This window comes from Providencia sp. PROV076, from assembly GCF_028483405.1.
Classification (GTDB): domain Bacteria; phylum Pseudomonadota; class Gammaproteobacteria; order Enterobacterales; family Enterobacteriaceae; genus Providencia; species Providencia huaxiensis.
The window spans coordinates 1-22,030 of sequence record NZ_JAMPRR010000001.1 but is presented as its reverse complement, the minus strand read 5'-3'; the positions used below and the strand labels follow the sequence as shown (position 1 = coordinate 22,030).

Annotated in this window: 21 protein-coding genes; 14 read left to right on the top strand and 7 right to left on the bottom strand. The window is 39.7% G+C overall.

Features of this window, described 5'->3' with window-relative positions; all coding sequences use genetic code 11:
- The first annotated feature begins 11 nt into the window (after positions 1 to 11).
- From lpxB to tilS, 6 genes are all read left to right on the top strand, one after another.
- Entirely contained in the window at positions 12 to 1,166 is a 1,155-nt protein-coding gene (gene lpxB, locus PSF67_RS00105) for a lipid-A-disaccharide synthase (RefSeq protein ID WP_272676310.1), read from the top strand.
- Positions 1,166 to 1,759: a ribonuclease HII gene (gene rnhB, locus PSF67_RS00100; RefSeq protein WP_102139927.1), complete on the top strand. Its 594-nt coding sequence runs from the start codon at positions 1,166 to 1,168 to the stop codon at positions 1,757 to 1,759. The genes lpxB and rnhB overlap by 1 nt, the downstream gene beginning before the upstream one ends.
- A gap of 11 nt (positions 1,760 to 1,770) precedes the next feature.
- Entirely contained in the window at positions 1,771 to 5,253 is a 3,483-nt protein-coding gene (dnaE, locus tag PSF67_RS00095) for a DNA polymerase III subunit alpha (protein ID WP_272676308.1), read from the top strand.
- 12 nt (positions 5,254 to 5,265) lie between these two features.
- A complete protein-coding gene (accA, locus tag PSF67_RS00090; RefSeq protein ID WP_166264467.1) occupies positions 5,266 to 6,225 on the top strand; it encodes an acetyl-CoA carboxylase carboxyl transferase subunit alpha in 960 nt (319 codons plus the stop codon).
- Positions 6,226 to 6,345: 120 nt separating this feature from the next.
- Entirely contained in the window at positions 6,346 to 7,233 is an 888-nt protein-coding gene (locus PSF67_RS00085; RefSeq protein ID WP_272676307.1) for a DMT family transporter, read from the top strand.
- A 13-nt stretch (positions 7,234 to 7,246) separates the two neighbouring features.
- Complete coding sequence (gene tilS / locus PSF67_RS00080) at positions 7,247 to 8,599, top strand: tRNA lysidine(34) synthetase TilS (RefSeq protein ID WP_195697654.1); 1,353 nt, start codon at positions 7,247 to 7,249, stop codon at positions 8,597 to 8,599.
- 63 nt (positions 8,600 to 8,662) lie between these two features.
- On the opposite strand, the gene rof is transcribed toward tilS, so the two are convergent.
- The gene (gene rof / locus PSF67_RS00075) at positions 8,663 to 8,926 is read right to left on the bottom strand and encodes a Rho-binding antiterminator (protein ID WP_102139922.1); all 264 of its coding nucleotides are present in this window, start codon (positions 8,924 to 8,926) and stop codon (positions 8,663 to 8,665) included.
- Between the two features lie 271 nt (positions 8,927 to 9,197).
- On the opposite strand from rof, the gene PSF67_RS00070 reads away from it, so the two are divergent.
- From PSF67_RS00070 to chbG, 7 genes are all read left to right on the top strand, one after another.
- Positions 9,198 to 9,854: a copper resistance protein NlpE N-terminal domain-containing protein gene (locus PSF67_RS00070; RefSeq protein WP_166264474.1), complete on the top strand. Its 657-nt coding sequence runs from the start codon at positions 9,198 to 9,200 to the stop codon at positions 9,852 to 9,854.
- Positions 9,855 to 10,260: 406 nt separating this feature from the next.
- Positions 10,261 to 10,581 (top strand): PTS sugar transporter subunit IIB, encoded by a 321-nt coding sequence (locus PSF67_RS00065; protein WP_102139920.1) that lies wholly within the window; start codon positions 10,261 to 10,263, stop codon positions 10,579 to 10,581.
- A gap of 114 nt (positions 10,582 to 10,695) precedes the next feature.
- Positions 10,696 to 12,054: a PTS N,N'-diacetylchitobiose transporter subunit IIC gene (chbC, locus tag PSF67_RS00060; protein WP_036957985.1), complete on the top strand. Its 1,359-nt coding sequence runs from the start codon at positions 10,696 to 10,698 to the stop codon at positions 12,052 to 12,054.
- A gap of 43 nt (positions 12,055 to 12,097) precedes the next feature.
- Positions 12,098 to 12,445: a PTS N,N'-diacetylchitobiose transporter subunit IIA gene (gene chbA, locus PSF67_RS00055; RefSeq protein ID WP_102139919.1), complete on the top strand. Its 348-nt coding sequence runs from the start codon at positions 12,098 to 12,100 to the stop codon at positions 12,443 to 12,445.
- 10 nt (positions 12,446 to 12,455) lie between these two features.
- Positions 12,456 to 13,322 carry a transcriptional regulator ChbR gene (gene chbR, locus PSF67_RS00050; protein ID WP_102139918.1) on the top strand — a complete coding sequence of 289 codons (867 nt, stop codon included), beginning with the start codon at positions 12,456 to 12,458 and terminating at the stop codon, positions 13,320 to 13,322.
- Between the two features lie 109 nt (positions 13,323 to 13,431).
- Positions 13,432 to 14,790: a 6-phospho-beta-glucosidase gene (locus PSF67_RS00045; protein WP_272676305.1), complete on the top strand. Its 1,359-nt coding sequence runs from the start codon at positions 13,432 to 13,434 to the stop codon at positions 14,788 to 14,790.
- 34 nt (positions 14,791 to 14,824) lie between these two features.
- Positions 14,825 to 15,580 carry a chitin disaccharide deacetylase gene (gene chbG / locus PSF67_RS00040; RefSeq protein ID WP_206275846.1) on the top strand — a complete coding sequence of 252 codons (756 nt, stop codon included), beginning with the start codon at positions 14,825 to 14,827 and terminating at the stop codon, positions 15,578 to 15,580.
- A gap of 65 nt (positions 15,581 to 15,645) precedes the next feature.
- Here the strand turns inward: chbG and proS are convergent, their stop codons facing one another.
- From proS to metN, 6 genes are all read right to left on the bottom strand, one after another.
- Positions 15,646 to 17,364, bottom strand: a complete 1,719-nt coding sequence (proS, locus tag PSF67_RS00035; protein WP_102139915.1) for a proline--tRNA ligase — start codon at positions 17,362 to 17,364, stop codon at positions 15,646 to 15,648.
- Positions 17,365 to 17,463: 99 nt separating this feature from the next.
- Positions 17,464 to 18,183 carry a tRNA (N6-threonylcarbamoyladenosine(37)-N6)-methyltransferase TrmO gene (gene tsaA, locus PSF67_RS00030; protein WP_102139964.1) on the bottom strand — a complete coding sequence of 240 codons (720 nt, stop codon included), beginning with the start codon at positions 18,181 to 18,183 and terminating at the stop codon, positions 17,464 to 17,466.
- Positions 18,184 to 18,190: 7 nt separating this feature from the next.
- Positions 18,191 to 18,592 (bottom strand): Rcs stress response system protein RcsF, encoded by a 402-nt coding sequence (rcsF, locus tag PSF67_RS00025; RefSeq protein ID WP_102139914.1) that lies wholly within the window; start codon positions 18,590 to 18,592, stop codon positions 18,191 to 18,193.
- Positions 18,593 to 18,718: 126 nt separating this feature from the next.
- Positions 18,719 to 19,540 carry a MetQ/NlpA family lipoprotein gene (locus tag PSF67_RS00020; RefSeq protein WP_004257378.1) on the bottom strand — a complete coding sequence of 274 codons (822 nt, stop codon included), beginning with the start codon at positions 19,538 to 19,540 and terminating at the stop codon, positions 18,719 to 18,721.
- Positions 19,541 to 19,599: 59 nt separating this feature from the next.
- The gene (gene metI, locus PSF67_RS00015) at positions 19,600 to 20,253 is read right to left on the bottom strand and encodes a methionine ABC transporter permease MetI (protein ID WP_004257375.1); all 654 of its coding nucleotides are present in this window, start codon (positions 20,251 to 20,253) and stop codon (positions 19,600 to 19,602) included.
- Positions 20,246 to 21,277 carry a methionine ABC transporter ATP-binding protein MetN gene (gene metN, locus PSF67_RS00010; protein ID WP_102139912.1) on the bottom strand — a complete coding sequence of 344 codons (1,032 nt, stop codon included), beginning with the start codon at positions 21,275 to 21,277 and terminating at the stop codon, positions 20,246 to 20,248. The genes metI and metN overlap by 8 nt, the downstream gene beginning before the upstream one ends.
- 168 nt (positions 21,278 to 21,445) lie before the next feature.
- Here metN and gmhB point away from each other — a divergent pair, with 168 nt between their 5' ends.
- The gene (gene gmhB / locus PSF67_RS00005) at positions 21,446 to 22,012 is read left to right on the top strand and encodes a D-glycero-beta-D-manno-heptose 1,7-bisphosphate 7-phosphatase (RefSeq protein ID WP_102139911.1); all 567 of its coding nucleotides are present in this window, start codon (positions 21,446 to 21,448) and stop codon (positions 22,010 to 22,012) included.
- Positions 22,013 to 22,030: the final 18 nt, after the last annotated feature.

The following is a 22,030-nucleotide window of genomic DNA, read 5'->3' as shown; positions in this document are numbered from 1 at the left end:
AGGAGCGAATTTTGGTGAATAATAGCCGCCCACTTACTATTGGCCTTGTTGCCGGAGAAACATCTGGCGATATTCTCGGTGCAGGGCTTATCCGTGCACTTAAAGAACAAATACCGGATGCTCGCTTTGTTGGTGTCGCTGGCCCTTTAATGCAAGCCGAGGGTTGCGAAGCTTGGTATGAAATGGAAGAGCTTGCTGTCATGGGCATTGTTGAAGTCCTTGGCCGCCTGCCTAGGTTATTATCCATCCGTAAGGATTTAACCCAGCGTTTTACCGAACTGCAACCCGATGTTTTTGTTGGAATTGATGCCCCTGATTTTAATATTACCTTAGAAGGTCGTTTAAAATCGAAAGGTATCAAAACTATTCATTACGTTAGCCCATCAGTTTGGGCGTGGCGCCAAAAGCGGGTATTTAAAATTGGTCGTTCAACGAATTTAGTATTAGCTTTCTTACCTTTTGAAAAAGCATTTTACGATCGTTTTAATGTTCCTTGCCGTTTTATCGGGCACACAATGGCCGATGCCATTCCATTACACCCTGATAAACAAGCCGCTCGACATCGGCTGAATATTCCTGAGCATGTCAAATGTTTAGCTTTACTGCCGGGAAGTCGTCATTCAGAAGTCGAAATGCTAAGCGCAGATTTTCTCAATACAGCGAAAATATTACAGCGTAATATCCCAGATTTACATATTGTGGTGCCGCTGGTGAATGAAAAACGCCGCCAGCAGTTTGATGAGATAAAGCAAAATACTACGCCTGAACTGCAAATTCATATTTTAGATGGACAAGCTCGTGATGCAATGATTGCAGCTGATGCGACTTTATTAGCGTCAGGAACGGCAGCACTTGAATGTATGCTAACAAAATGCCCAATGGTAGTGGGGTATCGTATGAAACCTTTCACCTTCTGGTTAGCAAAACGGTTAGTGAAAACGCCATATGTTTCTTTGCCTAATTTGTTAGCAGGAAAAGAGATTGTCAAAGAGTTACTACAAGAGGAATGCCAGCCTGATAAACTCGCACAGCAGTTGCTTCCACTCCTAGAAGGTGGCGAGCGGGTTGAAAACCTGAAAGAAACTTTTTTACAATTACATCAGCTTATTTGTTGTGATGCAGATAAACAAGCGGCTGAAGCAGTATTAGAGATGGTCAAAAATTAATGGAATTTATCTATCCAAAAGCAAATTTAATTGCTGGTGTTGATGAAGTGGGTCGAGGCCCCTTAGTTGGAGCTGTAGTAACGGCAGCGGTGATCCTTGATCCCAATAAGCCAATTATAGGGCTGGCAGACTCAAAAAAACTCACCGAAAAAAAACGTGAGAAATTATTTGATGAAATTCAGGAAAAAGCGCTGTGTTGGTGCATTGGCCGCGCAGAGCCAGAAGAAATTGATAATATAAATATATTACACGCAACCATGTTAGCGATGCAGCGCGCTGTTGCGGGTTTATCCATTGTTCCTGAGTATGTTCTCATTGATGGCAACCGTTGCCCTGAGTTACCAATGCCTTCACAGGCAGTAATTAAAGGCGACAGTCTAGTACAAGAAATTAGCGCAGCATCCATTTTAGCTAAAGTGATTAGAGATAGGGAAATGGTCGAGTTAGACAAAGCTTTCCCTGAGTATGGCTTTGCGAAGCATAAAGGCTACCCAACGGCTTATCATTTAGAAAAATTGGCGCAGCATGGCGCAACTGAATTCCATCGTAAAAGCTTTGCTCCTGTGAGAAAAGCTTTAGACAGCAATAAGTAGGTATTAGGTCGATGGCATCACCTCGTTTTATTCATTTACGCGTCCACAGTGACTATTCCATGATTGATGGGCTAGCCAAAACGGGGCCACTGGTTAAAAAAGTGGCTTCGATGGGCATGCCTGCATTTGCGATCACCGATTTTACTAACCTTTGTGGGTTAGTCCGGTTTTATGGTGCAGCGCATGGGGCGGGGATCAAGCCAATTATTGGTGCTGATTTTTATGTGGAAAGTGAATTATTAGGTGATGAAATATCTCACTTAACTGTTTTGGCACGTAATAATGAAGGTTATCAAAACCTTACCCTACTGATTTCTGAAGCATATCAAAAAGGTTATGGTGCAGTTGGGCCAACCATAAAACGTGAATGGTTAGCCAAGCATAAAGACGGCTTGATTCTACTGTCTGGTGGTCGTAAAGGGGATGTCGGGCAATTTCTATTAAGGGGAAATCAAGCCTTAGTGGATGAGTGCCTTGCATTCTATGAAACCCATTTTCCAGATAGCTACTATTTAGAATTGGTTAGAACAGGGCGGCCTGATGAAGAAAGTTATCTACATGCGGCTGTCGAGTTAGCGACTAAAAAAGGCCTACCTGTCGTTGCAACGAATGATGTTTGTTTCATTGAAAGTAGTGATTTTGACGCTCATGAAATACGTGTTGCTATTCATGATGGTTTTACATTAGCCGATCCCAAAAGGCCTAAAAATTATAGCCCTCAGCAATATTTACGTTCCGAAGAAGAGATGTGTGAGCTGTTTGCTGACATCCCTGAAGCGCTAGAAAACAGTGTAGAAATTGCTAAGCGTTGTAATGTGACGATCCGTTTAGGTGAATACTTCTTACCTCAATTCCCGACAGGGGATATGAAAACAGAAGACTTTTTAGTTATGCGCTCTAAAGAAGGGCTCGAAGAGCGTTTAGAATTTCTGTTTCCTGATGAAAAAGTCAGGGCAGAAAAACGTCCTGAGTACGATGAACGTTTAGAGATCGAACTCAACGTAATCAACCAAATGGGTTTCCCCGGCTACTTCTTGATCGTTATGGAGTTTATCCAATGGTCGAAGGATAATGGCGTACCCGTTGGGCCAGGTCGAGGCTCCGGGGCGGGTTCCCTTGTTGCTTATGCATTAAAAATTACCGACCTTGACCCACTGGAATTTGATTTACTGTTTGAGCGTTTCTTGAATCCTGAGCGTGTTTCCATGCCTGACTTTGACGTCGATTTCTGCATGGAAAAACGAGACCAAGTGATTGATCACGTGGCTCAAATGTATGGCCGTGAGGCAGTTTCTCAAATCATTACCTTTGGTACGATGGCGGCAAAAGCGGTGATCCGAGATGTTGGTCGTGTACTCGGGCACCCATATGGTTTTGTGGATAGAATTTCGAAATTAGTGCCGCCAGATCCCGGTATGACACTGGAAAAAGCGTTCGAAGCAGAACCTCAGCTCCCTGAAATTTATGAGGCTGATGAAGAGGTTAAAGCGCTTATCGATATGGCGCGTAAACTCGAAGGTGTCACACGAAATGCAGGTAAACATGCGGGTGGGGTGGTTATCGCTCCAACTAAAATTACGGACTTTGCCCCACTGTATTGTGATGCGGAAGGCAATAACCCCGTCACACAATTCGATAAAAACGATGTTGAGTATGCGGGGTTAGTTAAGTTTGACTTCCTCGGCTTACGGACGTTGACGATTATTAACTGGGCGTTGGAAATGATCAACGCGCGTCGCGCTAAGAAAAACTTAGAGCCGATTGATATTGCTGCTATTCCGCTACACGATCAAAAAAGTTTTGATATGCTGCAGCGCTCAGAAACCACAGCAGTATTCCAGTTAGAATCACGAGGAATGAAGGACTTAATTAAGCGATTACGTCCCGACTGTTTCGAGGATATGATCGCACTGGTAGCATTGTTCCGTCCAGGGCCACTGCAGTCAGGCATGGTAGATAACTTTATTGACCGTAAGCATGGTCGTGAAGAAATATCGTACCCAGATGTACAATGGCAACATGAATCATTAAAACCTGTTCTAGAGCCCACATATGGCATTATTTTATACCAAGAACAGGTTATGCAGATTGCTCAGGTTTTAGCCGGATACACGCTTGGCGGTGCAGATATGCTGCGTCGTGCGATGGGGAAAAAGAAACCTGAAGAGATGGCCAAACAACGGTCTGTTTTTGAAGAGGGATCAATCAAAAACGGGGTTGATGGCGAACTATCGATGAAAATCTTTGACTTGGTAGAGAAATTTGCCGGTTATGGGTTTAACAAATCTCACTCAGCAGCATATGCATTAGTTTCATACCAAACACTGTGGCTCAAAGCCCACTATCCCGCTGAATTTATGGCAGCAGTCATGACCGCAGATATGGATAACACCGAAAAAGTGGTCGGTTTAGTTGATGAATGTTGGCGAATGGGCTTAAAAGTATTGCCGCCAGATATCAATAGTGGGCTTTATCACTTCCATGTGAATGATGAAGGTGAGATAGTTTACGGTATCGGTGCAATTAAAGGGGTCGGTGAAGGCCCGATTGAAGCGATTGTTGAAGCGCGTCAACAAGGCGGCATATTTAAAGAGATTTTTGACCTCTGTGCACGAGTTGATATAAAAAAAATTAACCGTCGTGTGATGGAAAAGCTTATCATGGCAGGGGCATTTGACCGATTAGGCCCTCACCGTGCAGCATTGATGTCTTCCCTTGAAGATGCGTTAAAAGCGGCTGATCAACACGCTAAAGCAGAGGCAATAGGCCAAGCAGATATGTTTGGTGTCTTAGCTGAAGCACCCGAACAAGTTGAAAGTTCATATGCAAGCGTACCTAACTGGCCAGAGCAGGTGGTATTGGATGGTGAACGCGAGACGCTTGGTTTATATTTAACAGGGCATCCAATAACGCGATACTTGAGCGAAATAGAGCGTTATACTAACGGGCTTAGATTAAAAGATGTGAACCCCACCCCTCGTGGTCAAGTGACAACTGTGGTAGGTTTAGTACTTTCAGCTAAAGTGATTACAACCAAGCGTGGAAATAGAATTGGTATTTGTACGCTTGATGATCGTTCCGGTCGTCTGGATATTATGTTATTTTCAGATGCGCTCGATAAATACCAACATATGTTGGAAAAAGACAATATCCTGATAGCCACCGGTCAGGTCAGCTTTGATGATTTCAATGGTGGTAATAAAATGACAGTGCGTGAGTTAATGGATATTAGTGAAGCAAGGGAAAAATATGCTCGAGGACTTGCAATTTCACTGTCAGATAAACAAATTAACGATCAATTGCTGAACCGGCTTCGTAGCACTCTTGAACCTCATCGTTCAGGAACGATCCCGGTTCATCTGTATTACCAGAAGGATGATGCCAGAGCCAAGCTTAAATTTGGTGTTGTTTGGCGTGTGACGCCAGTGGATCCCCTTCTGAACGATCTTCGAACTCTGCTGGGTAGTGAGCAGGTAGAATTAGAATTTGACTAAAATAGGAATATTATGAGTCTGGATTTTCTTGATTTTGAACAGCCAATCGCAGAATTAGAGGCGAAAATTGATTCTCTAACAGCGGTTAGCCGTCAAGATAACAACTTAGAAGTCAACCTAGATGAAGAGGTTGCTCGTTTACGTGAAAAAAGTGTTGAACTGACACGTAAAATTTTCTCTGATCTAGGAGCTTGGCAAATCGCTAAACTCGCTCGTCACCCACGTCGTCCATATACGTTGGATTATATTTCTCGCATATTTACTGATTTCCAAGAATTAGCGGGTGATCGTGCTTATGCAGATGATAAAGCCATTGTCGGTGGAATGGCGCGTTTAGATGGTCGCCCAGTCATGATTATTGGGCATCAGAAAGGGCGTGAGACAAAAGAAAAAATCCGTCGTAATTTTGGTATGCCAGCCCCAGAAGGTTACCGTAAGGCATTGCGTCTGATGGAACTGGCTGAGCGTTTTAACTTGCCTATTATTACCTTTATTGACACTCCAGGTGCTTATCCGGGCGTTGGTGCTGAAGAGCGCGGCCAGTCAGAAGCTATCGCACGTAATTTACGTGAAATGTCACGTTTATCAGTCCCTGTCATCTGTACCGTTATTGGTGAAGGTGGCTCTGGTGGTGCACTTGCCATCGGTGTGGGTGATAAAGTCAATATGCTGCAATACAGTACTTATTCTGTTATTTCACCAGAAGGCTGTGCTTCTATTTTATGGAAAAGTGCAGATAAAGCACCATTAGCAGCAGAGGCGATGGGGATTACTGCTCCACGTCTTAAAGAACTGAAATTAATTGATAATGTTATTCCTGAGCCATTAGGCGGTGCACATCGTAATTATGATGAAATCGCAGAACAGCTAAAAGCACGCCTGACTGAGGATTTAGATGAATTAGAAGTATTAGATGCCGAAGCGTTGAAAAACCGTCGCTATCAGCGCCTGATGGACTATGGTTATTGTTGATCATTAACCGCTAATCGTTAATAAAAAACGGGAGTTTGCTTTTTGCTAGCTCCCGTTTTTTATTCAAGCTATTTATTTTAATTATCCATCTGCTGAAAATAACAATAGATAGGGGCTAGGGTGCGCCAATATAATTATTTGCTATATGCTTTTACTTGCGTATTGATATGGAGCTTTATTCCTATTGTCTCTCGTTTTGGGCAAGAAGGCATGGATAGCTTCCAATTCCTTTTCTGGTCGAACTTAATTTCAGCGATATCTGTGATTATTGTTGCACTTGCTTCAGGGTATAGACTGGCAAAATTGTTTATCTTACCAAGAGATGTACTAGTTAAAGTCTTTGTTCTTGGTTTTCTTGATTGTTTATTCTATTTGTTACTGTACTACGGCTATTCCATTAAAAATGGTATCGCCGTATTGGTCATTCAATATAGTTGGCCATTAGTTATTATCTTGTTATCAGTGGTATTGCTAAAAGACAAATTAGCGGGAAGACAAGTAGTTGGTATCATCATCGGTTTTATTGCAGTAATTATTACTTTTACCAAAGGGCAAATTACACAACTTCATGTTGAAAATCCAACAGCATTATTACTGGTTTTTAGTGGTGCATTTTGCTTTGCACTAATGTCAGTTTTTTCTCGCCAATATTCGATAGACCCCTATATTAGTACTGTGTGGTTATTTATTTTTTCAACGCTGGTTTCTTTTGTTTTACTGATATTATTTAGTGAGATGCGATTACCATCAAAAACGACTTTTTGGCCAACATTGGTTAATGGCATTTTAATCAATGGGGTGTCTTATATTTTGTGGTTCAAGGCGATGAATACAGGGCATTCGGCTAAAATTGCATCAGTGGTGTTTTTATCTCCCGTATTATCAGTGTTTTGGTTGGTCTTAATATTAAATGATGCTTTTGAAGCCGCTTATGTTGCAGGGGTATTACTAGTAATTATTTCTGGTGTTTTGTGTGTTGGTACAAAAAAACATGGTCAAAAATTATGAGAAGGGCGAATAAATGATACAGCATTCGCAAGTCATTGTTGAACGGGTTCTCAATAAAATAAATGGTATTCAAAAAATTCTAGTGGGATTTAGTGGCGGTATTGATTCAACTGTTTTATTACATGCGCTTTATCTTATTCGGCAACAGCAACTCCCTTCACTAGAAATCCGCGCTATTCATGTTCACCATGGGTTGAATAGTAAAGCAAATGAATGGGAGCAGCACTGTGCTCAATTATGTTTACAGTGGGACATTCCTTTCATTTGCAGACATGTAGTGGTTGACTCGAGCCAAAAAGGAATTGAAGCTGCGGCACGAGATGCTCGTTATCAGGCTTACCGAGAAGAATTACAAGGTGGTGAGGTGTTAGTCACAGCTCAACACCTTGATGACCAAGCAGAAACTTTCATGTTAGCGTTAAAGCGTGGCAGTGGGCCTGCTGGGTTATCTTCAATGCCTGAATTATTAGCTTTTACAGCGTGTAGTGGCTCAACATGGTTGTTACGTCCATTACTTACAACGCCTCGCATAGCGCTAGAAGCTTATATGCAAGAGCAGAAATTATCGTGGGTTGAAGACGATAGTAACCAAGATGACCGTTATGATAGAAATTTTTTGCGATTGAATATCATGCCCATTTTGGTTGAGCGCTGGCCTCACTTTTCCAGTGCAGTGGCCCGTAGTGCAGCGCTATGTGCGGAGCAAGAAAGCTTACTCGATGAATTATTAAAAGATACCCTTGAAAACATGATGGACTATCGAGGTGGGCTATTTATTGATGACCTGAAAGCCTGCTCATCATCAAAGCGCAATGCACTCATCCGTCGCTGGGTTGGGTTGCACCAGTTACCAATGCCGCCATTTAACCAATTGGAACGAATTTGGCAAGAAGTGGCGTTAGCTCGGCAAGACGCTGACCCTATTTGCCAGTTAGGGCAATTTGAAATTCGTCGTTATCAAGGCGCATTGTGGGTTGTTAAGCGTATTAATAGCTTAGTAAATCAACAGTTTGAATGGAATTTCCCTGATGTCTTTGAATTGCCTGGATCTTTAGGAATTTTACAGATTATGGAAGGTGAGGGGCAAATACGTCCGCCCAAACCAGATGAAATTGTGACAATTCGTTTTGGGCTGCAAGGCACGCTAAACATTGTAGGGCGTCATCGTTCCAGAAGCAGTAAGAAGATCTGGCAAGAATTAGGCGTAGCTCCATGGATGAGAGAAAGAGTGCCATTAATTTATTATAACGACCAGCTCATTACCGCAGTAGGGTGCTTTATTACCCCTGAAGGGCTAGTTGATGAAGCGTCTCTGGGTATTGCCATCGATTGGCAAAAAGAGGGTGAATTTAAGATGTTGAACTAATGAGAAGCCCCTTATGACTGTGATTACCATAAGGGGCTATAGAAGGACTCAAAATCGTGAGTATTAGTGAGAGTGGTCGACAACAATCGTGCCGATTTCTGGATGACTGAAGGAAATTATGCAATCCAATCTTAACTCCTTGGTTCCTTCATGTGTTTCAACAATCAGGTACTCAACTTTTTTTCGTAGGAGTAAATCACTGGCCTGCCCCTCAATATTCATGCCGTCATTAAGTGCTATTTGCAACTTTAGCTGACGTTGGCATGCGATTTCTAGATATTCGTAATCATCACAATTGATAGGTTGATATTCAGTATCTGTAGACATATTCCCTCACCACTGTGTTAGTGGCGGTTATTGCCGCCTTGAACATGTTGTACCAAGCAGAAATGTGCTTAATACGATAATAGCACAGTAACTTTAATAACTATAATCACAGCGAAGGGAAAAAGACAATTCTTATTCACCAAATCAATGCATGACGTATTTTATCAGTAATGTCCGAATTTTCTTAGGTATGCCATATTTTTATTAGATGAAATGCTATGATGTTTACATTGGTTAATAAGTCAAAATCCACGGTTTTAAGGGAATTATAATGAAAAAATCACTAATGTTAGTCTTAATGGTGACTGGAAGCATTACGTTAGCTGGTTGCCAGAGTGCGACAAAAAATACCGATACAGCACCAGTCGATAAAGTGTATACAGGGGTTTTACCTTGCGCTGATTGCTCTGGTATTGAGGCAACATTGTTAGTTAACCAAGATGGTAGTTATGTTGAGCAACTCGTTTATTTAGGAACCCGAGATGGCGATACCGCTTTCCATGATACTGGTAAATGGGATATAGAAAATAACAAATTACGTGCAACTAATCCTAAAGGTGAAAGTACTTATTTTGCCCAATCGGCAGATGGCCAATCAGTGACCTTACTGGATTTAGAAGGTAATCCGATTGAAACACAGATGAATTATACACTAGACCAAGTTAAGCCAAGTAAAAAAGTGGGGCAGTACCGCTATATGGCAGATGCAGCTGTTTTCAAAGAGTGCGATAGTGGTCGCCAATACGCTGTTTCTGGTGTTGAATTAGAAAAAGCATATGGTGAAACGGGGGTAGATGGTGGTACACCTGTCTACGCTGAAATTGAAGGTTATTATACAATCCGCCCTTCAATGGAAGATGGCCAGTTTGATGCTGCTTTAGTACCAACAGGTGCAATTAAATTCGACAAAACGGCTTCTTGTAACTAATTTATTTAAAAACCTATTAAACTTGCGGCCAAACATCATATGTTTGGCCGCAGCCTGAGACCCACTTCTGTTGAAGTGGGTCTTTTTTGTTTCAGGTTTCCTAAATTATCAACTAAAACCTCGTATTACCTAATTCTCATTCATTTTTATCATTATTTGATATCAGTATAACTTTTTTATTGACGCAAAATATTTATATAAATGTGAAGGTCGTCATGGCTATTGGTCAATAGGAGACAATTGTTAGCTAGTTTGAATTATCGGAAATGCAGGGAAGGCAGTATACTCCATTCAACTAGAGATAATTATTTTCTTTAGTGTGCAAGGTTTGATTACATGATAAGTCTATAAGAAAATTTATAAGTCACAGCGGTAATGAAAAATAGAACGAATCAAAGGATAAGGAATGAATAAGAAAAATATTTATCTATTTTGTTCTGCAGGAATGTCTACCTCACTGCTAGTTAACAAAATGAGACAGCAAGCAGAAAAATACGATGTACCTGTCAATATAGAAGCCTTCCCTGAAAGCTTAGCTTCAGAAAAAGGTGTAGATGCGGATGTCATATTGCTGGGCCCGCAAATTGCATGGATGTTATCTGATATTCAGAAATTATTGCCTAATAAGCCAGTTGAAGTTATTGATTCACTTTTATACGGAAAAGTGGATGGGCTTGGTGTACTAAAAGCCGCTGTTGCAATTATAAGAAAACAGACAGCAAGCTAATACCCACAAGCTATTTACTACCTCTACAACATAATAACTCCATCAACATTAACGCTATTAATATAACGTAATGAGTTAAGAATGGAGCACACTCAAAAAATTGAGGGTATTTTTATGAGTCTTTTTATCACTTCGCTTGAAAAGGTACTCCTTCCATTCGCGGTTAGATTGGGAAAGCAACCTCATGTTAATGCAATAAAGAATGGTTTTATTCGAATTATGCCTCTGACCTTAGTTGGGGCAATGTTTGTGTTAATTAATAATGTTTTTCTGAGTTTTGATACAGGGTCATTTTTCTATTCTTTGGGGGTTAGACTAGAGCCTTCAACGATAGAAACACTAAATGGTTTTAAAGCCATTGGTGGAAACGTTTATAACGGGACATTGGGAATTATGTCCTTAATGGCCCCTTTCTTTATTGCAATGGCACTTGCGGAAGAGCGCAAGGTTGATCCACTTGCTGCTGGTTTGTTGGCTGTTGCTTCTTTTATGACAGTCACACCATATGACGTCAATGGTGCTTATGCCGTTGGTGCTAATTGGCTCGGTGGGGCAAATATCATTTCAGGGATCATTCTAGGGCTAGTCGTTGCTGAAATGTTCACTTTTATTGTTCGCCGTAATTGGGTGATTAGATTACCTGATAGCGTACCGCCATCCGTATCTCGCTCATTTTCTGCACTTATTCCTGGTTTTATTATCTTATCGATTATGGGAATTGTGTCGTGGGCACTAAGTGGTATTAGTAGTAATTTCCATCAAATCATTATGGACACAGTATCCACACCACTTGCCTCTATGGGGAATGTTGTTGGCTGGGCATATGTTGTATTTACCTCTCTATTATGGTTCTTTGGTATTCACGGCTCTCTCGCATTAACCGCATTAGACAGTGGAATAATGACTCCGTGGGCATTAGAAAACGTGTCTTTATATGCAGAGTATGGTTCAGTTGACGCTGCGATTGCCGCGGGTAAATCTTTCCATATGTGGGCAAAACCGATGCTTGATTCCTATGTATTCTTAGGTGGAACCGGGGCTACATTAGGATTAATTATTGCTATCTTTATTGCATCTCGTCGTGCCGATCATCGCCAGGTTGCGAAATTAGCATTACCAGCAGGTATTTTCCAAATTAATGAGCCGATTATCTTTGGTCTGCCGATCATTATGAACCCAGTAATGTTTATTCCATTTATTCTTATTCAGCCTCTATTAGCAGGAATAATGGTTGCAGCTTATTATTTAGGGATTATCCCACCAGTGACGAATATCGCACCATGGACAATGCCAACAGGGCTAGCTGCATTCTTCAATACTAATGGTAGTATCGCTGCCTTATTACTTGCATTATTTAACCTTGGTGTGGCGGTACTCGTTTATCTTCCATTCGTTGTGATTTCGAATAAAGCACAAAACACAATCGATGAAGAAGAAAGTGAAGAAGATATTGCTAACGCACTGAAGTTTTAAAATAGGGAGGAGCGTGCTCCTCCCAATAAAAAGAGATAAAAATATGTTTGAACTTAATGATATCCAAGACGATACCACTACAGATGAACTTGAAGAAGTTGTCATGGGACTGATTATTAATGCAGGACAAGCAAGAAGCTTAGCTTATACCGCATTAAAAAAGGCGAAAGAAGGTGATTTTGCGACAGCAAAAAGTTTAATGGAGCAATCGCACTCTTCGCTGAATGAGGCGCATAAAGTGCAAACTCAATTGATTGAAAGTGATATGGGGGAGGGGCGGATCAAAGTTAGTTTAGTTCTGGTTCATGCACAAGATCATTTAATGAATGCCATGTTAGCCCGTGAATTAATTACAGAGTTAATTGAGTTACATGAAAAATTAAACCATTAGAGAGGGAGCCATGATGCAGGCACTGATGAATAGAACCGACACTAATGCTGAAGTTAAACTAGTTCAAGAAAGTGAGCTTTTTAATAATAAAACCTTTCATGTCTTTATTTATAATAAAGTTGAGAGTGCAAGTGGACTGCATCAACATGATTATTATGAGTATATGATCGTTTTAACGGGTCGTTGTTATCAAATAATTAATGGAAAAAAAGTTTTATTAGAGCGAGGTGATTTTATTTTTCTTCCGATAGGCTCTTATCACGAAAGCTCTTATGATTTTGGGCCAACACGAATATTGAATGTAGGTATTAGCAAATCATTTTTTGATAAACATTATTTACCACTATTACCAAGTTGTTTTGTTGCATCACAAGGCTATCAATTGAAAAATGAATTTATGGCTTATATAGAGTCTGTGATCGCATCGTTAAATTTTCGCGACAGTGAATTTAATGAATTTATTGAATTAGTTACATTTAATGTGGTAAATCGATTGCGTCATTATCGTGAAAAAAGTATGCGAGATGATGCACCTCAGTGGCTAAAAAGTACATTGGAAGAAATGCATGATATCGCTATGTTTAGTGAAAGTGCTCTACAAAATATGATCTCTATAACGGGGAAATCACAAGAATACTTAACCCGAGCAACAAAACGTTATTATGGCAAAACGCCAATGCAGATTATTAATGATATCAGAATTAATTTTGCTAAAAAGCAACTTGAAATAACTAACTATTCAATTACAGATATTGCTTTTGAATCAGGTTATAGCAGTCCAAGTTTATTTGTGAAAAAATTTAAAGAGCTAACTTCATTAACACCGAGTGATTACCGAAAAAATCTATTTAGTGTTGAACAAAAAATGGTAGGTTAAATTATTACCTAAATAAGCTTTCCATTTCTAAAAATCTCTAGCATATCCATCTTTTTTATAAAGATGGTGTGCTTTTCTATGTCTATTATAAAGGTACAATGAGGTTAATATGACTCAGAAACAGAAATTAAAAGTTGTCACTATTGGTGGGGGGAGTAGCTACACTCCTGAATTGCTGGAAGGTTTTATTAAACGCTACCATGAATTACCTATTACTGAATTGTGGCTAGTGGATGTTGAAGAAGGTAAAGAAAAATTAGATATTATCTATAATTTATGCGAGCGAATGGTTAAACATGCCAATATACCACTCAAAATATTTAAAACGCTTGATAGGCGAGAAGCATTAAAAGACGCTGATTTTGTCACAACTCAATTAAGAGTTGGGCAATTAAAAGCACGTGAATTAGATGAATCAATCCCCTTAAAACATGGTTATTTAGGACAAGAAACCAATGGAGCTGGTGGTTTATTTAAAGGGCTACGAACTATACCTGTGATTTTTGGCATTATTAAAGATGTCGAAGAGATCTGCCCTAACGCATGGGTGATTAATTTTACTAACCCAGCAGGGATGGTAACTGAAGCGGTATATCGCCATACCAACTTCAAACGTTTTATTGGTGTTTGTAATATCCCAATCGGTATGAAAATGTTTATTACCGATGTTTTAAAATTATCTAATAGCGATGAGTTATCTATCGATTTATTTGGTTTAAACCATATGGTTTTTATCAAAGATGTTATTGTAAATGGTTCATCGCGATTTAATGAATTATTAGAGGGTATTGCCTCTGGAACGTTAAGTGCAAATTCAGTTAAAAACATTACTGATCTTGCTTTTGACGAAGGCCTAATTCGTGGATTAAATCTGATCCCATGCTCCTACTTATTGTATTACTTTAAACCTAAGGAGATGCTAGCAATTGAGCTTGGCGAATATTATAAAGGTGGCGCTAGGGCACAAATTGTCCAAAAAGTTGAACATCAACTCTTTGAACTATACAAAAACCCGACATTAGATGTAAAACCTAAAGAGCTTGAATTAAGAGGTGGAGCTTATTATTCAGATGCGGCTTGTGAAGTTATCAATGCGATATACAATGACAAACAAACTGAGCACTACGTTAATATTCCACATCATGGGCATATTGGTAATATTCCTGAAGACTGGACAGTCGAAATGACATGTATATTAGGCCGTGATGGTGCAAAACCGCATCCACGTGTAAAACACTTTGATGATAAAGTCCTTGGCTTAATTTATACCTTAAAAAATTTTGAAATTACCACTAGCCAAGCCGCAGTAAATGGCCAGTTTAATGATGTATTATTGGCGATGAATTTGAACCCATTAATTCATTCTGATAACGATGCGCGTTTAATTTCTAAGGAATTACTTATCGCTCATAAAAAATATCTACCGAACTTTGCTAAAGCAATACAACAGCTTGAGCAAGAAGGTTAATAAGCTAATAGCTTATAGTGTTAAGGGAGAGCATATGGCTATATTACTTATTGTGAATGCCGATGATTTTGGACTCTGTGAAGCGGTTAACTACGGCATTATCGAATCTCATCGTAATGGGGTTGTTCATTCAACAAGCGCGATGATGAATATGCCCGCAATATCCCATGCAGCTAAATTAAGCCAAGAAAATCCGAATCTAGCTGTGGGTATGCATTTTGTTTTAACGGCTGGGAAGCCTTTCTCATCAATGCCGACACTCAGCCGTGATGGAATGTTGGGTAAATGGCTTTGGGATATTGATATTAATGACTTACCATTGGTTGAAATTGAACAAGAACTAAATCAGCAATATCAAAAATTTATCGAAATTTTTGGTCGAAAACCGAGCCATATTGATAGCCATCATCATGTTCATATGATTGAGGGTATTTTTCCAATTGTTGTAGCTTTCGCTCAAGAAAAGGGGGTTGCGTTACGAGTTGATCGCCAATTAGAGAAAAATTGGCCGCCATTATCATATCAAGTGGCAAGCACTGACTGTTTCAGTAGTGAGTTTTATGGTGATGAAATTTCAGAAGCGTTGTTTTTGAAGATTATTAATGAAGCTAAAGCGCAAGGGAATAACTCTATTGAAGTTATGAGCCATCCTGCTTTTATTGATAATGCACTACTAAAAAGTAACTATGCTTATCCACGTTTAAATGAATTGGAAGTATTAACATCTGAGAGTTTAAAATCACAGATTTTGGCTCATGGTTTTAAGATTGGTTCGTATCGCGATATTTAAAGAAAAAGCCCAAATTCAATGAAATAACTGACATTTGGGCTTTATTTTCTAGCTTTTAACCTATTTTATTTACCGAGCTTACCTTTTAGGAAGCTAATGATATTTTCTAGGCCAACCAGTTCTTTATCATCACTACGGCGTGATTTATATTCAATTTGGTTGTTGTCTAAGTTACGGTCACCAATAACGATAGTGTATGGAACACCAATCAGCTCCATATCGGCAAACATCACGCCTGGGCGCTCTTTACGGTCATCGAAAATTACATCAATACCGTTTGCTTTTAGGTCAGCATAAAGTTTTTCTGCAACTTCTTTAACACGATAAGATTTGTGCATATTCATCGGTAAAATAGCCACTTGGAACGGAGCAATTGCATCCGGCCAAATAATTCCGCGATCATCATGGCTTTGTTCAATAGCAGCGGCAACAATGCGCGTTACACCAATACCATAACAACCCATAGTGACGATTTGGTTATGCCCATCCTCATTCTGGACTGAAGCTTTCATTGCTTCTGAATATTTAGTGCCTAATTGGAATATATGACCAACTTCGATACCGCGTTTAATTTGCAGTACACCTTTACCATCTGGGCTTGGGTCACCTTCAACAACGTTACGTAAATCAAAAGCTTGTGGTAATGCTAAATCACGTTCCCAGTTGATGCCAAAATAGTGTTTACCATCAATATTTGCACCTGCACCAAAATCGCTCATTACTGCAACGCTACGGTCGATAACAATCGGTAGTGGCATATTTACAGGGCCTAAAGATCCAGGGCCTGCATTCACCGCATTTCTGATTTCAGCTTCAGTGGCAAATTCTAATGGGCTAGCGACTAAAGGATGTTTTTCTGCTTTGATTTCATTTAACTCATGGTCGCCTCGAATTAACAAAGCGACTAGTGTATGGCCTGAATCCTTTTTCGCATGAACAATCAATGTCTTAACGGTTTTTTCAACAGGTAAATTGAATTGTTCAACAAGCTCCGCGATTGTTTTTGCATTTGGTGTATCCACCAGACGCATTTCTTCTGTTGGAGCGCCACGTGGTGTTGTTGGTGCTAATGCTTCTGCAAATTCAATATTAGCTGCGTAATCAGATTCAGTAGAGAAAATGACGTCATCTTCACCATTTTTCGCTAATACTTGGAATTCGTGGGATGCGCTGCCACCAATAGAACCGGTATCAGCTTGAACAGCACGAAAGTCAAAACCAATACGTGTGAAAATTTTGGTGTAGGCTTCGTACATTGCATCATAGGTTTCTTGCAATGATTCTTGGCTAATGTGGAAAGAATATGCATCTTTCATAATAAATTCACGTGAGCGCATCACACCAAAACGTGGGCGAACTTCATCACGGAATTTGGTTTGAATTTGAAATAAATTCAATGGCAATTGTTTGTAAGACGTGATTTCGTTACGCACTAAATCTGTGATCACTTCTTCATGAGTCGGACCGAGAACAAACGGGCGCTCACCACGATCAACAAAACGTAGCAATTCAGGACCATACTGTTCCCAACGACCACTTTCTTGCCATAAATCTGCAGGTTGAACAACGGGTAAAGATACCTCTATAGCGCCTGCATTTTCCATTTCTTCACGAACGATGGTTTCTACTTTACGTAGAACACGCACACCGGTGGGTAACCAGTCATACAGACCTGAAGCAAGTTTACGGATCATTCCTGCACGCAGCATCAGCTGATGGCTGATAACTTCTGCATCCGCAGGGGTCTCTTTTAGAGTTGAGAGCAGATATTTGCTAGTACGCATTGTATAGGTTCCATTAGAACAATAAGTTATGGCAAACGATTTATTTGCCAAGGTATATAGTGAGCTAGTCTACCAGTGACGGAGGCTTGCCAAAAGGGGTTAACGTGATTTTTCGCATGGTTCGATAGCGAATACTTCAGTCACACCATCAATTACTCGCCAACGAATATTAAAATCTAATAAATGGACTGCATACTCACGAGTTTCAGTCGATTGTTTTTTGTATGCGGGGCGAGGGTCTTGCATTAAGACTTGTGAAATAAATTGTTTAATGCCCGGATAGTGATTTTGATAAGCAACTAATTCAGTTTCTGTTTGTGGGGTAAATATAACCTGCATATCATCTGAAGGAGTGTCCTGCGCATACCCTGCGGTTGCGTTTGATACTGCTTCAGCAAAAGGTAAATAAGGTTTTATATCGATAACAGGAGTGCCATCAACTAAATCAAGGCTACCAAGCTCAAGGATCACCTGGTTGTTTTTTACTGTTATTCCATGTAATTCAACAAGTGACATACCTATTGGGTTTGGCCTAAATGTTGAACGGGTTGCGAAAACCCCCATTTTTTCATTGCCACCGAGTCTTGGAGGACGCACCAGTGGTTTCCAACCATTTTCCATCGTTTGATGAAAAACGAATAAAACCCACACATGGCTAAATTGATTGAGTCCTCGTACCGAATTAGGGTCGTTAAATGGCGAATGCAAATGTAAACGCCCCGCACCTCCCTGAACAAGTCCAGGTTGGCGAGGGATTGCAAACTTTTCTTTATACGGAGATTCAATGTGCCCAATAACATTAAACTGAAAAGATTGCATAAGATCTTTATTCAACAATTTGTAATGCACTGCCTTCACAAATTGTTGCCTGATAACACCCCGGGGAGGTCATGGTTTGGCACTGATGTAAAAGTACGGCATCAGCAGCAATATAGGCAGCTTGTGATAACATGCTGTTTTTTGCGGTATTTAAATTTGCCGGAGGGCTTTGAACGCTTTCTCGACAAGATTCCCCAGAGACAACACCCAAATCTTTGAAAGGCATCCCTAATAACTCTTCTGGACTATTCATTAATTTAACGTTTGCTGTGTCAGGCTCTGTCACACTTGGTACAGGTTTAGATAATTTCATACTAGTGAAACCTTTATTTTGCCCTGGACTCGTGTATTGGTTAATTCCACACCCGGCTAACACAAATGTCACCAAAGTGAGCAATAACAGTCTCATAAATTATACCTTTCTTATGTGGTTCAAAATAATGCCGTGATATTTTTATAGTCTATAAATTACAAAAAATACTAGACGGCGTTAAGCCGTCTAGTATTTTAATCGCTTTTTAAATAATAAAAAAGATTACCAACCTTTAACTGCACCACCATCGAAGACTTCATTAGCTTTGTTTGCCACTTCATCCGATTGATATGCTTGAATAAATTTCTTTACGTTCTCGCTATCTTTATTATCTTCACGAGCAACAATAATATTTACGTATGGTGAATCTTTATCTTCAACAAATAAACCATCTTTTGCTGGGGTTAATTTAGGTGTCGCACTACTTGCCCAAGTCGTATTAATAATCGCTAATGCAATTTTTTGGTCATCTAAAGCACGAGGCAATTGAGGGGCTTCTAACTCAACAAATTTTAGATCCTTTGGATTTTCAACAACATCTAAAACAGTTGGCATTAAACCTGTACCATCTTTTAATTTAATTAGACCTTGTTGCTGTAGTAACAGTAATGAACGGCCCAAGTTAGTTGGGTCATTTGGTAACGCAATTTGTGAACCATCAGCGAGTTCATCTACCGACTTGATTTTTTTAGAGTAAGCCGCAATTGGATAAATAAAGGTATTTCCAACAGGGACTAATTTATAGTTACGATCTTTAATTTGCTGATCAAGATAAGGTTTGTGTTGGAATGCATTTGCATCGATATCGCCTTTGCTCAATGCTTCATTAGGTAAAACGAAGTCATTAAATGAAACAAGCTCAACATTTAAACCATACTTTTCTTTAGCAACTTTTTGCGCGACCTCAGCAACTTCTAATTCTTTGCCCATGATCACACCAACTTTAATGCTGTTAGCATCTTTCTCTTTCTCACCACAACCAGTGAGAACGAGTGTGCCTAATAGCGCGCCGACAACTGCGATAGATTTTAATTTAATAGACATTGTTTTACCCCTTTAATACGGACTTTATAAGCACCTCAACGGCGCAGCTATTTTACTAACTATCGATGTGAAACTTTTTTCATTAAATACTCGCCACCAAACTGAATTAGATTTACTAAAATGACGAGGAGAACAATAACGGTATTCATCACAACAGGATTATAAGTTTGATAACCATATTGCAGTGCGATTTGTCCTAAACCACCTGCACCAACAGCACCACCCATGGCGGAATATCCGACTAACATAATTAATGTGATAGTGGCTGCATTAATTAAACTTGGTAATGCTTCTGGGATTAAAATCTTACGAATAATCTGAAGCGGAGTCGCTCCCATCGCACGGGCTGATTCAATTAAGCCACTTGGAATTTCTAATAACGCATTTTCAACCATGCGAGCGATAAACGGTGCAGCGCCAATTGTTAAAGGCACTATTGCCGCTTTTAAACCAATAGTCGTCCCAACAAGAAACGAAGTTAATGGAATAATCCAAACCAGTAAAATAATAAATGGCACTGAACGGAAAATATTTACGACAACTGCAAGAGCTCGATATAGCCCTACATTCTCCATTACTTGGTCTTTGCGTGTAATATAGAGCAATACACCTAATGGTAAACCTAAAACAAAGCCCAAAAAGCCGGAAACAAAGGTCATTGTGATAGTGTCAATTGTGCCGTTAATCAGCAGATAAATCATTCTCTCAGACATAACCCAAAACCTCTACTTTCACGTGATGCTCTTTCAGAAATGCAATTGTGGATTCAACGCCACCATTAATGCCATGTAGCTCGGCTAACATCACCCCAAATTTTACGCCACCAGCGTAGTCAATTTGTGAACTTAAAATATTAATATCAATATCAAACTTGCGTACAGCCATTGAAATTAAAGGAGCATCAACAGACTGCCCTGTAAATTCAAGTTTGAGTAATGGTGATGAGTCCTTACCTGGCTCTGTTTTTAATCGTTCTTTATAATCATCTGGAATATCAATCACTAATGTTGATTGAATAAACGCTTGAGCGACAGGTGTTTTCGGGTGAGAGAATACTTCGCTCACTTTGTCTTGCTCGATTAATTGCCCACCACTTATTACAGCGACTTGATCACAAATACGTTTTACAACGTCCATTTCGTGAGTAATTAATAAGATAGTTAGGCCTAATCGGCGATTAATATCTTTCAATAATTCTAAAATTGAACGTGTTGTTGCGGGGTCTAATGCACTTGTCGCCTCGTCACAGAGCAATACTTTAGGCGAATTAGCTAATGCGCGAGCGATAGCAACACGTTGTTTTTGTCCGCCAGAAAGGTTTGCTGGGTATGCATCTTTCTTTTCAGTTAACCCAACCAAATCGAGTAATTCATTCACTCGCTCTTTAATTTTTTCTTTAGGCGTATTATCTAGCTCCAAAGGAAGAGCAACGTTATCAAAAACAGTACGTGAAGATAACAGGTTAAAATGTTGGAAAATCATGCCAATGCCGCGACGTGCTCTCGTCAACGTTTTTTCAGTCATTGATGTTAAATCTTGTCCATCGACAATAACTTGGCCTGAAGTTGGACGCTCAAGCATGTTCACGCAACGAATAAGCGTACTTTTACCCGCACCTGAAGCGCCAATAACGCCATAGATCTGACCAGCAGGCACATGCAAGCTAATATCAGTAAGCGCTTGAATGTTACGGCTTCCTTGCTGGAAAACTTTATTAATATTTGAGAGCTTTATCATTTATAGTTTCTAACTTTATCTGAATTGTTTTTAGATAGTGTATCTAATAATGTTGGATGTTAAGGCGTCTAGACGTCTAAGTCAATAAAGATTGTTCTATTTATTCTATTCTCCTTTTATTTCTTTTCATGAGATACTAAAAAGAGATTAAATTTTAGGAGTGAACAGGTGAGTAACGGGATCCCAGCAGTCTTTTTAGATAGAGATGGAACAATTAATATCGATCATGGCTATGTACACAAAATTGATGATTTCGAATTTATCGAAGGTTCAATTGAGGCAATGATTGAATTAAAGAAAATGGGTTATGCATTAGTTGTGGTAACTAACCAGTCTGGTATTGGGCGTGGTATCTATACAGAAGACCAATTTATGCAACTAACTGAATGGATGGATTGGTCATTAGCTGACAGAGGTGTGGACTTAGACGGTATTTACTTTTGCCCGCATCATCCTGATGCTGATGTTGAAGAATATCGCCAAGACTGCAATTGCCGTAAGCCAAAACCTGGAATGCTATTAGATGCGCAATCATTTTTAAATATAGATATGGCTTCTTCTATTATGGTGGGTGATAAGCTCGCTGATATACAAGCAGGAAAAGCAGCTAAAGTTGGCACAACGGTATTAGTAAAAAGTGGCGAAGCTGTAACAGATGAAGGAATAAATAACGCTGATATTGTTATTAGTAGCATTGCAGAGCTGCCAGAAGCCTTAAAAAGAATCAAAAAATAGTCGTTTTGAGTGATAAGC